Here is a 10,095-nt window from a genome sequence, read left to right as displayed (position 1 = left end):
TCCCCGCAGCGAAATAAAGGAGGAGCCGAAGGCGGGGGACATTCGCGGAGGGGAGTACCCCATCGGCGTGAGCCCGCCCCGGACAACAAACGCCCAAAAAATCACCCCCCATCCGCCACGATCCGCTGCTCCGTGATGATGCGTTTCCACCGCACCGTCTCCTCGGCCATGTCCTTGCCGAGTTGCGCCGGCGTGGCATAGGCCCGCAAGGTCCCCTGCGCCGCCGCGGCAGTTCCAGCATCAGGCGCATCGAGCACCGTCTTCACGGCGGCAGAGAACCGGTCGACGATCTCGTTGGGCGTTCCAGCAGGTGCGAGCACGAAGATGCGCGGCGCCACATCGAACCCCGGCAGCGCATCGGCCAGTGGAGCAATGCTCTCGGCCCCTTCGAGCTTCGCGCTGTTCATCAACGCCACCGCGCGCAACTTGCCGGCCTTGGACTGCGCCATCGCTGCCGTGGCGCTGACCACGCCGATCGGCACCTGGCCGCCGATCACGTCGGGCACGATCTGCGCGGCGCCGCGGTACGGCACATGCACCACGAAACTGCCGGTGGACTGTTTGAGCATCTCGAAGCCCAGGTGCTGCACCGTGCCCACGCCCGAGGTCGCGAAGGAGAAACGGCCCGGATTCGCCTTGAGCTGGGCGACGAATTCCGCCGGTGTCTTCGCGGGGAAGTCGTTGCCCGTGACGATCATCAGCGGCGAGACGAAGGCACCGGCCACCGGCTTGAAGCTGGTGAGCGGATCGATCGCGATCTTCGGCTGCAGCAGCTTGGCGATCAGCAAGGCGCTGTCGCCCATCATCAGCGTGTAGCCGTCGGGCGGCGCCTTGGCGACGAGGTCGGCCGCGATGAGGCCGGTGGCGCCGGTGCGGTTCTCCACCAGCACCTGCTGGCCCAGCACCGCGGGCAGGCGCGCGCTCAACAGGCGCGCCACGGCATCGACGCCGCCGCCGGCCGAATAGCCGACGATGAGGCGGATCGGCTTGTCGGGGTACTTCTGGGCCCAGGCCACGGGCGCCGCGAGCAGGCCCGCGAGGCCGAGGGCCGTTGCCACGCGCAATGCCTTCCGGCGCCGGCGAAGGATGGTGGGTGTTGTTCTCATGGTTCAGGCCTTGCCCTTGCCGCGCGAGGTCGGCAGCTTCGCGAGTTCGCGCACGCGCTCGGCATTGGGCGCGAAGCCCAGGCCCGGCGTCTCGGGCAGTGTGAGCCAGCCCTGATCGGGGACGGGCAGGCCATCGAAGATCTGCTCCAGCATCTTCACCGCCACGTAGTGGTACTCGACCAGCCCGCCGTTCGACACGCCCGCATGCAGGTGCATGTTGTGGAAGGGCCAGGCGCCGCCGTTGTCGATCGGCACGTTGAAGGCCTGCGCCATGCCCGCGATCTTCAGGCACTGCGAGTAGCCGCCCGAGATCGTCACGTTGGGCTGCAGCACGTCGGCCGCCTGGTTCACCAGCAGGTCGCGGAAACGGAAGGCCAGGCCCTCGTTCTGGCCGCAGGCCAGCGGGATGCTCGTGCGCGCGCGCAGCTGGGCCATCTGGCGCACGTCGTTCTGCGTCAGCGGCTCCTCGAAGAAACTGATGCCGTAGGGCTCGATGCGGCGCGCGAGCTCGCTCGCATGGAACAGGTCGAGGCCGCAGTTGGCGTCGACATAGAGCTTCACCTCGGGGCCGACCGCCTCGCGCACCGCGGCGACGCGGCGCACGTCCTCGGCGATCACCTCGTCGATCGGCCGCGGCTCGTCGCGGCGCGCGAGCGCATGGCCGCCGACGGTCATCTTCAGGCGGCGAAAGCCCTGCTCGACCCAAAGCTTGGCGGCGGCCGCGAGCTGGTCGCGCTCGAAGAAGCCGAAGCCGAAGGTCGCATACACCGGCACCTTGGCGCGCGCACCGCCGAGCAGGCGCCACAGCGGCTGGCCCAGCGCCCTCGCCTTCAGGTCCCACAGCGCGATGTCGAGCGCGGCGATGGCATGGCTCGCGTAGCCGGTCTGGCCGCGCGGCGAGAGCAGCCAGTAGAGCTTGTCCCACAGGCGCTCGGTGGCCATCGGGTCTTCGCCGATCAGCGCCGGGCCGGCCACCTCGCGCACCGCGGCGGCGATGATCTCCTCCTCGGTGATGGCGGTCATGCCGTGGCCGACGAGGCCGGTGTCGGTCTCGATCTCGGTCAGGCACAGCGAGAGCGAGGTCTTCTTGTCGAGCCCCAGCACGTCGATGGCGACGGGAATGTTCAGCGGCGTGGCGCTGACGCGAACGATCTTCAAAATTGTCTCCTTCGTTGTGCGCGCATCTTTGCGCGCGCCCCGGTGGAGAACAATTCGTTTTTGGCGGGAGCGAGGCTTCGCGCGGCGCGAAGCCTCGTGCTTCAGTCGGGCCGGCTCAGGTGTTCCAGCACCGAGCGCGCGGCCACCGTCAGGTCCTGCTGCCGGCGCACGCACAGCAGGTGGCGGCGCACGGCCCAGGGCGCATCGAGCTTGAGGCAGCGCAGCTTGAGGATCTGCAGCTGCGGCAGGATGGCCGCATAGGGCAGCACGCCGATGCCCGCGCCCTGCTCCACCATGCGGCACACCATGTCGAAGCTGCCGACCTGCATGCGCACCTTGAGCGGCACCTGCGCCTCGAGCGCGGCGCTCAGCAGCACGCGGTGCAGCGCCGTGCCTTCGCGCACCACGATGTGCTCGTGGCGCAGCACCTCGTGCGCGCCGATGCGCTTGCGCCGGCCCAGCGGATGGTCGCGCGCCACCACCACGGCGAGCTCGTCGCTGCGGTAGGGCAGGCATTCGAGCGGATCGGCCGGCGTGTTGCCCTCGATCACGCCGATGTCGGCCAGGCCGGCCTGCACCGCCTTCACCACCTCGGTGCTCGCGCGCTCCTGCAGGTCGATCTTGAGCACCGGGTGCAGTCGCAGGAAGGAGCCGATCTGCGCCGGCAGGAACTGCGCGATGGTCGAGGCATTGGCCGTGATGCTGACCACGCCCGCCACGCCCTGCTGGAAGTCGTCGAGCTCGGCGCCGAGCCGGTCCATGGCCGAGAGCACGGCGCGCGCATGCAGCAGCAGCCCATGGCCGGCCGACGTGAGCGTGACGCCGCGCGCATGGCGCACGAACAGCGGCAGCCGCGCGCGCGCCTCGAGGTCGGAGATGCGCTTGCTCGCGGCCGCGAGCGCGATGTGGCAGCGCTTGGCGCCCTCGCTGATGCTGCCGTGGTCGGCCACCGCCACGAACAGGCGCAGCGAACGGGTGTCGGGGGTCATGCGGGCAGGATGCCACACGGGCCGGGCGCCCCTCGCGAGCGGCCGCGGAAAAAGAAAAAGGCCGCTGGGGACAGCGGCCTTTTCTTTCGTCTTCGCTTGCGTTCTGCGGCGGGTCTTGCGGACCCTCGAAGAAGCAAAAAATTTGGAGCGGGAAAAGAGTCTCGAACTCTCGACCTCAACCTTGGCAAGGTTGCGCTCTACCAACTGAGCTATTCCCGCGAAGCCTCAGATTATATGCCCCAAAAACACAGTTTTCGAATCCGGGCCAAAAAATCTTCAAAAAAACTTCGGTGACACCGGTCCGCCTACTGGCGCGCCGTGCGCACGTTGGCCGGCAGCGCCTGCGGCCAGCTGGTGCGAAACGGGTTGATGTCGAGCCCGCCGCGCCGCGTGTAGCGCGCGTACACCGTGAGCTTGGTCGGGTGGCAGTGCTTCCAGATGTCGGTGAACATGCGCTCGACGCAGGGCTCGTGGAATTCGTTGTGGTTGCGAAAGCTCACGATGTAGGCGAGCAGCCCGGCCTGGTCGATCGGCGGGCCGCTGTAGCGGACCTGCACGCTGCCCCAGTCGGGCTGGCCCGTGACCAGGCAGTTGCTCTTGAGCAGCCGGCTGGTCAGCGTCTCGGTCACCGGCAGCTGCGTGGCGTCGCTCGAGAGCAGCTCGGGCGCGGGCTGGTAGTGCGTGCATTCGATGTCGAGCCGGTCGAGGTCCAGGCCGTCGAGCTCGTGCACCGGCTCGCGGTCGAACAGCTCGGGCGCGACCAGCTTCACGCCGATGCCGGCCGTGCGGTCGCTGCCGCGCCACAGCGCCTCGGCCAGGTCGGTGCGCAGGCGTTCGCGCACGGCCTCGGCGTCGGCGAAGGCGGTGTTGTTGAAGCTGTTGAGGTAGAGCTTGAAGCTCTTGCTCTCGATGATGTTGGGCGTCTCGCAGGGCACGGTGAAGTGCGCGATCGCGAGCTGCGGCTTGCCGCGCGGGTTGAGCCAGCTCAGTTCGAAGGCGGTCCAGAGGTCGGCGCCGAAGAAGGGCAAGGCGCCGGCCGCGATGCCCATGGCCTCGCGCTGGGTGGCGCGCGCGATCGGGAACAGCAGCGTGGGGTCGTAGCGGTCGGCGTAGGCCGAGGCGCGGCCGAGCTGGGACTGCTCGGGCGTGTTGGGGTTGGGGGTGTGGGAGGCGTCGTGGCTCATGGATGGCGGGATGGCGTCGCGTTCAGGAACGGGACGATGTGTCTGGCAAGGATGGCGCAGACCTCGGGCGGGAGGTCGTGGCCCATGCCGGGAATGGGCACGAACTGCGCGCCGGGGATGCGGCGCGCCGTGTCCTGGCCGCAGGCGATCGGCACCAGCGCGTCGGGCTCGCCGTGCAGCACCAGGGTCGGGCACTGGATGCGGCCCAGCAGTTCGGGGCGCTCGGTGTCGGCGCCGATGGCGAGCATCTGGCGGAACATGCCGGCCGGATGGTAGGCGCGGCGCATGGCGAAGCGCAGGCGCTCGGCCAGCGCCTCGTCGGTCTGCGGATAGGCCGGGCTCTGGATCAGGCGCAGCAGGCGGATGCTGTGCGCGATCAGCTCGTCCTCGCCGCGGCCCAGCGGGCGCCGCAACAGCATCGCGGCCACCTCGCGGCGCGGACCGGGCAGGCCGCGCGCGCCGCTCGAGCTCATGATGCTCACGAGGCTTCGGACGCGATCGGGCGCGGTCGCGGCCATGCGCTGCGCGATCATGCCGCCCATCGAGGCGCCGACCACGTGCGCCTGCGCAATGCCCAGCGCGTCGAGCACGCCGAGCGAATCGGCCGCCATGTCCTGCAGCGTGTAGGCCGAGCGCACCGGCAGGCCCAGGCGCAGCCGGATGCTTTCCCAGACGATGTTGCCCACGCCCTTGTGGTCGAAGCCTTCGCTCAGGCCGATGTCGCGGTTGTCGTGGCGCAGCACGCGAAAGCCGGCGTCGACCAGCAACTGCACGAAATCGCGCGGCCAGGCCACGAGCTGCATGCCCAGGCCCATGATCAGCAGGATCACCGGGCGGCCCTCGCCGCCGGTGTCGTCGACTTCGATCTGCAATCCGTTGGCCTGGACCTTCATCGCGGCTTTCTTGTGTTGCGGGCTAGCGGAACTCGCGCTCGCGCAGCCACTTGGTGGCGACCCACTTCTCGCCCGCGACCACGGGCGCGCCGCCGTGCAGCGTGCGGGTGGCGGGATCGGGATGGTCGTAGCTGAAGAACACGCCGGTGCCGCGCACCGGCGCGACCTCGAGGCCGACGTCGGGGAAGGTGGTGGCGCCGCCCTTCTCGGGCTCCTGCAGGTACATCACCAGCGTGGCGACGCGCTGGCCGCCGCGCTTGAGGATGGTGGGCGTGCCCGGCTCGCCGGGGTCGAAGTAGTCGTAGTGCGGCCGGTACTGCGCGCCGGGCGCATAGCGCAGAATCTGCAGGCCCTCGCCGAACTCGAGCGGCCAGCGCAGCAGCAGCGCCAGGCGCTGCTCGAGTTGCCGCACGGTCTCGTTCTCGCCGCGCTCGAAGAACATGCCTTCGCTGGTGCGGTCGACGTTGAGCACCTCGCCGCCGGTCTTGGTCTCGACCGTGAGCGAGCGCGCGAGCCGCACGCGCGCGGCCGCGATCAGCGCCTCGCACTCCTCGGCCGACAGCAGGTTGCCGAACACGATCACGCGCGGATGCTTCATGGTCTGCAGTACCTGCACGCGGCGGTCACCGGCATCGATGTACAGCGGCGAGCCCTCGAGGTCGGGGCCCGGCATCGAGGTGCGCGGCGGCAGCGCCGACGCGGCCCTGGATTCGGGAAAGCCGGCCTCGAGCTGGGCCAGCGCGATGTCGGTGGCGGCATCGTGCCAGCCGGCCGCGCGCATCGAGGCACGCAGCGCGGGCACCGAATGGCCGGCCGCGAGCTGGCTCACCAGCCAGTCGCGCAGTTCGGGACTCACGGCCTGCGTCATGCGCGCGCTCCGGTTGCCTCGCCTGCTTCCCTCACATCATTCATACGAGTTTTCTCCTGAAGACCAGCCGTTCGGCCGTGGACACCTGGGCGTCGAAACCATAACCCTCGAGATCGAATTTTTCCAGCGCCTTGGGCGTGGCCACGCGATGCAGCACGGCCCAGCGCGCCAGCAGGCCGCGCGCGCGCTTGGCGAAGAAGCTGATGACCTTGTAGCGGTCGCCCTTCCACTCCTCGAACACGCATTCGACCACACGCGCCTTGAGCGCCTTGGTGTCGACGGCGCGGAAGTACTCCTGCGAGGCGGCGTTGATCACCACCGGCGTGCGGTCGGCCGCCAGTCGCTCGTTGAGATGCTCGGCGATGCGCGCGCCCCAGAAGGCATAGAGGTCCTTGCCGTGCCGGTTGGCCAGCGCGGTGCCCATCTCGAGCCGGTAGGGCTGCAGCCGGTCGAGCGGGCGCAGCACGCCGTACAGGCCGCTGAGGATGCAGACGTGGTCCTGCGCCCAGTCCAGTTGCGCGGGCGTGAGCGAGCGTGCGTCGAGGCCGCCGTAGACGTCGCCGTCGAAGGCGAAGGCGGCCTGGCGGGCGTTCTGCTCCGTGCTCTTGGGGCGCCAGGCGGCATAGCGCGCCACGTTGAGCGCGGAGAGCTTGTCCGACAGGCGCATCAGCTCGGAGATCTGCTGCGGCGACTTCTCGCGCAGCAGCTTGATCAGTTCGACCGAGGGGCCCTTCGGGCTCTCGAAATGGGGTTGGGTGGCGGGGACTTCGGCGGGGACCGGGGTGTCGTAGTCGAGCGACTTGGCGGGAGAGAGCAGGAACAGCATCGCGGAATTATCTGTTGGCACGACCGCCCCTCGCCGCGCCGGTAAAATCGTCGGCCTTCCCTGCCCCGCGCGGCCCGCGGCCCGTACGACCTGCGTACCGGCGCCATGGCCGCATTGCCCCAAGCCCCTCAAGCCTCCATGAGCGAACCCACCACACCCACCGCCCAACCCGGCCTCGAGAGCCTTTCCAAATCGTTCGAACCCGCGGCCCTCGAGGCGCACTGGGGTCCCGAATGGGAAAAGCGCGGCTACGCGCACGCGGGCTGGCGCGGCACCGGGAAGCCGAAGGCCGACGCCGGCGCGTTCTCGATCCAGCTGCCGCCGCCCAACGTGACGGGCACGCTGCACATGGGCCATGCGTTCAACCAGACGATCATGGACAGCCTCACGCGCTACCACCGCATGAAGGGCGACAACACGCTGTGGCTGCCGGGCACCGACCACGCGGGCATCGCGACCCAGATCGTGGTCGAGCGCCAGCTGCAGGCGCAGAACATCAGCCGCCACGAAATGGGCCCGACGCCGCAGGAGGCGCGCAAGAACTTCATCGCCAAGGTCTGGGAGTGGAAGGAACGCAGCGGCAACACCATCACCCAGCAGATGCGCCGCATGGGCGACACCGTCGACTGGAGCCGCGAGTACTTCACCATGGACGAGAAGCTCTCGCCCGTGGTGATGGACACCTTCGTCAAGCTCTACGAAGAAGGCCTGATCTACCGCGGCAAGCGCCTGGTGAACTGGGACCCGACGCTCAAGACCGCGGTGAGCGATCTCGAGGTCGAGAGCGAGGAAGAGGACGGCTGGCTCTGGCACATCGCCTACCCGCTGGCGGACGGCTCGGGCACGCTCACGGTGGCCACCACCCGGCCCGAGACCATGCTCGGCGACACGGCCGTGATGGTCCATCCGGAAGACGAGCGCTACAAGGCGCTGATCGGCAAGCAGGTGCGCCTGCCGCTGGTCGACCGGCTGATCCCGGTGATCGCCGACGACTACGTCGACAAGGCCTTCGGCACCGGCGTGGTGAAGGTCACGCCCGCGCACGACTACAACGACTATGCGGTGGGCCAGCGCCACCAGCTCGAGACCATCGGCATCCTCACGCTCGACGCGACCGTCAACGACAACGCGCCCGAGAAGTACCGCGGCCTCGACCGCTTCGTGGCGCGCAAGGCCGTGGTGGCCGACCTCGACGCGCTGGGCCTGCTGGTAGAGACCAAGAAGCACAAGCTGATGGTGCCGCGCTGCGCGCGCACCGGCGCCATCGTCGAGCCGATGCTGACCGACCAGTGGTACGTGGCCATGACCAAGCCCGGCGCCGACGGCCAGTCGATCGCGCAGAAGGCGATCGACGTGGTGCGCTCGGGCGAGGTGCGCTTCGTGCCCGAGAACTGGATCAACACCTACAACCACTGGATGGAGAACATCCAGGACTGGACCATCTCGCGCCAGCTCTGGTGGGGCCACCAGATCCCGGCCTGGTACGACGACGAGGGCAAGGTCTACGTCGCGCGCAGCGAGGAGGAAGCCCAGGCGCAAGCGCCCGGCAAGACGCTGCGCCGCGAGGAGGACGTGCTCGACACCTGGTTCTCCGCGGCCCTGTTCCCGTTCTCGACGCTGGGCTGGCCGAACCAGGGCACCGAGCCCACGAGCGACTACAACCTCTACCTGCCCTCGAGCGTGCTGGTCACGGGCTACGACATCATCTTCTTCTGGGTCGCCCGGATGATCATGATGACCAAGCACTTCACGGGCCGCGTGCCGTTCAAGGACGTCTACATCCACGGCCTGGTGCGCGACGCGCAGGGCAAGAAGATGAGCAAGTCCGAGGGCAACGTGCTCGATCCGGTCGACCTGATCGACGGCATCGAGCTGCCCGAGCTGCTCGACAAGCGCACCCAGGGCCTGCGCAAGCCCGAGACCGCGCCCGCGGTGCGCAAGAACACGCAGAAGGAATTCCCCGAGGGCATCCCGGCCTTCGGCGCCGACGCGCTGCGCTTCACCTTCGCCTCGCTGGCCTCGCTGGGCCGCAGCATCAACTTCGACAGCAAGCGCTGCGAGGGCTACCGCAACTTCTGCAACAAGCTGTGGAACGCCACCCGCTTCGTGCTGATGAACTGCGAGGGCCAGGACTGCGGCCTCAAGGAGCACACGAAGGAAGAGTGCAAGGTCGGCGGTCCCGCGCACGGCTACCTGAAGTTCAGCCGCGCCGACTACTGGATCGTCTCGCAACTGCAGCGCGTCGAGGCCGAGGTCGCCAAGGGCTTCGAGGAGTACCGGCTCGACAACGTCGCCAACGCGATCTACCAGTTCGCCTGGGACGAGTTCTGCGACTGGTACCTCGAGATCGCCAAGGTGCAGATCCAGACCGGCGACGACACCCAGAAGCGCGCCACGCGCCGCACGCTGATCCGCACGCTCGAGACCCTGCTGCGCCTCGCGCATCCGGTGATCCCGTTCATCACGGAAGAGCTGTGGCAGAAGGTCGCGCCGGTGGCGGGCCGCACGGGCGAATCGGTGATGGTGGCGGCCTATCCGCTCAGCCAGCCCGAGCGCATCGACGAGGCCGCCGAGGCCTACGTGGCGCGGCTCAAGGCGCTGGTGGACGGCTGCCGCACCCTGCGCGGCGAGATGAACGTCTCGCCCGCGCTGCGGCTGCCGCTCTATGCCGTGGCCGACGACGCCGAGGGCGCGGCCTTCCTGCGCGAGACCGCGCCGGTGCTGCAGGCGCTCGCCAAGCTCAAGGAAGTGCGCGTGTTCGACGACGAGGCCGCCTGGGCCGCGGCCGCCGAGGCCGCGCCGGTGGCCGTGGTCGGCAATGCCCGCCTGTGCCTGCACATGGAGATCGACAAGGCGGCCGAGCGCGCGCGCATCGGCAAGGAAATCGCCCGCATCGAGGGCGAGATCGCCAAGGTCAACGCCAAGCTCGGCAACGAGGCCTTCGTGGCCAAGGCGCCGCCGGCCGTGATCGAGCAGGAGCGCAAGCGCCTGGCCGACTTCACGGCCACGCTGGAGCGCCTGCGCGACCAGCTTGTGCGCCTCGGCTGACATACGGGCTTGTCCGCAGGCCG

At 69.1% G+C, this 10,095-nt stretch carries 8 protein-coding genes and 1 tRNA gene; 1 reads left to right on the top strand and 8 read right to left on the bottom strand.

Features of this window, described 5'->3' with window-relative positions; all coding sequences use genetic code 11:
* Window positions 1–101: 101 nt before the first annotated feature.
* The 8 genes from AC07PU_RS42240 to yaaA form a co-directional block, all read right to left on the bottom strand.
* Complete coding sequence (locus AC07PU_RS42240) at window positions 102–1,058, bottom strand: Bug family tripartite tricarboxylate transporter substrate binding protein (protein WP_490876848.1); 957 nt, start codon at window positions 1,056–1,058, stop codon at window positions 102–104.
* Between the two features lie 51 nt (window positions 1,059–1,109).
* Entirely contained in the window at window positions 1,110–2,264 is a 1,155-nt protein-coding gene (locus tag AC07PU_RS42235) for a mandelate racemase/muconate lactonizing enzyme family protein (RefSeq protein ID WP_495323647.1), read from the bottom strand.
* A gap of 101 nt (window positions 2,265–2,365) precedes the next feature.
* On the bottom strand, window positions 2,366–3,253 hold the full coding sequence (locus AC07PU_RS42230; RefSeq protein ID WP_208507407.1) for a LysR family transcriptional regulator: 888 nt from the start codon (window positions 3,251–3,253) through the stop codon (window positions 2,366–2,368).
* 143 nt (window positions 3,254–3,396) lie between these two features.
* A tRNA-Gly gene (locus tag AC07PU_RS42225) sits at window positions 3,397–3,472 on the bottom strand.
* 86 nt (window positions 3,473–3,558) lie between these two features.
* Window positions 3,559–4,437: an NADPH-dependent 7-cyano-7-deazaguanine reductase QueF gene (gene queF / locus AC07PU_RS42220; RefSeq protein WP_495323646.1), complete on the bottom strand. Its 879-nt coding sequence runs from the start codon at window positions 4,435–4,437 to the stop codon at window positions 3,559–3,561.
* Complete coding sequence (locus AC07PU_RS42215) at window positions 4,434–5,330, bottom strand: alpha/beta fold hydrolase (protein ID WP_495323645.1); 897 nt, start codon at window positions 5,328–5,330, stop codon at window positions 4,434–4,436. Before AC07PU_RS42215 ends, queF begins: the two co-directional genes overlap by 4 nt.
* Window positions 5,331–5,352: 22 nt before the next feature.
* The gene (locus AC07PU_RS42210) at window positions 5,353–6,198 is read right to left on the bottom strand and encodes a 2OG-Fe(II) oxygenase (protein WP_495323644.1); all 846 of its coding nucleotides are present in this window, start codon (window positions 6,196–6,198) and stop codon (window positions 5,353–5,355) included.
* Window positions 6,199–6,238: 40 nt separating this feature from the next.
* Window positions 6,239–7,024, bottom strand: coding sequence for a peroxide stress protein YaaA (gene yaaA / locus AC07PU_RS42205; RefSeq protein ID WP_093355679.1), 786 nt, complete (start codon window positions 7,022–7,024; stop codon window positions 6,239–6,241).
* 138 nt (window positions 7,025–7,162) lie between these two features.
* On the opposite strand from yaaA, the gene AC07PU_RS42200 reads away from it, so the two are divergent.
* Complete coding sequence (locus tag AC07PU_RS42200) at window positions 7,163–10,072, top strand: valine--tRNA ligase (RefSeq protein WP_495323643.1); 2,910 nt, start codon at window positions 7,163–7,165, stop codon at window positions 10,070–10,072.
* Window positions 10,073–10,095: the final 23 nt, after the last annotated feature.

The sequence above is a fragment of the Variovorax sp. GW821-FHT10D07 genome (genome assembly GCF_059415325.1).
The sequence above is the reverse complement of the archived record's forward strand: the minus strand, read 5'-3'. Positions and strand labels throughout refer to the sequence as shown.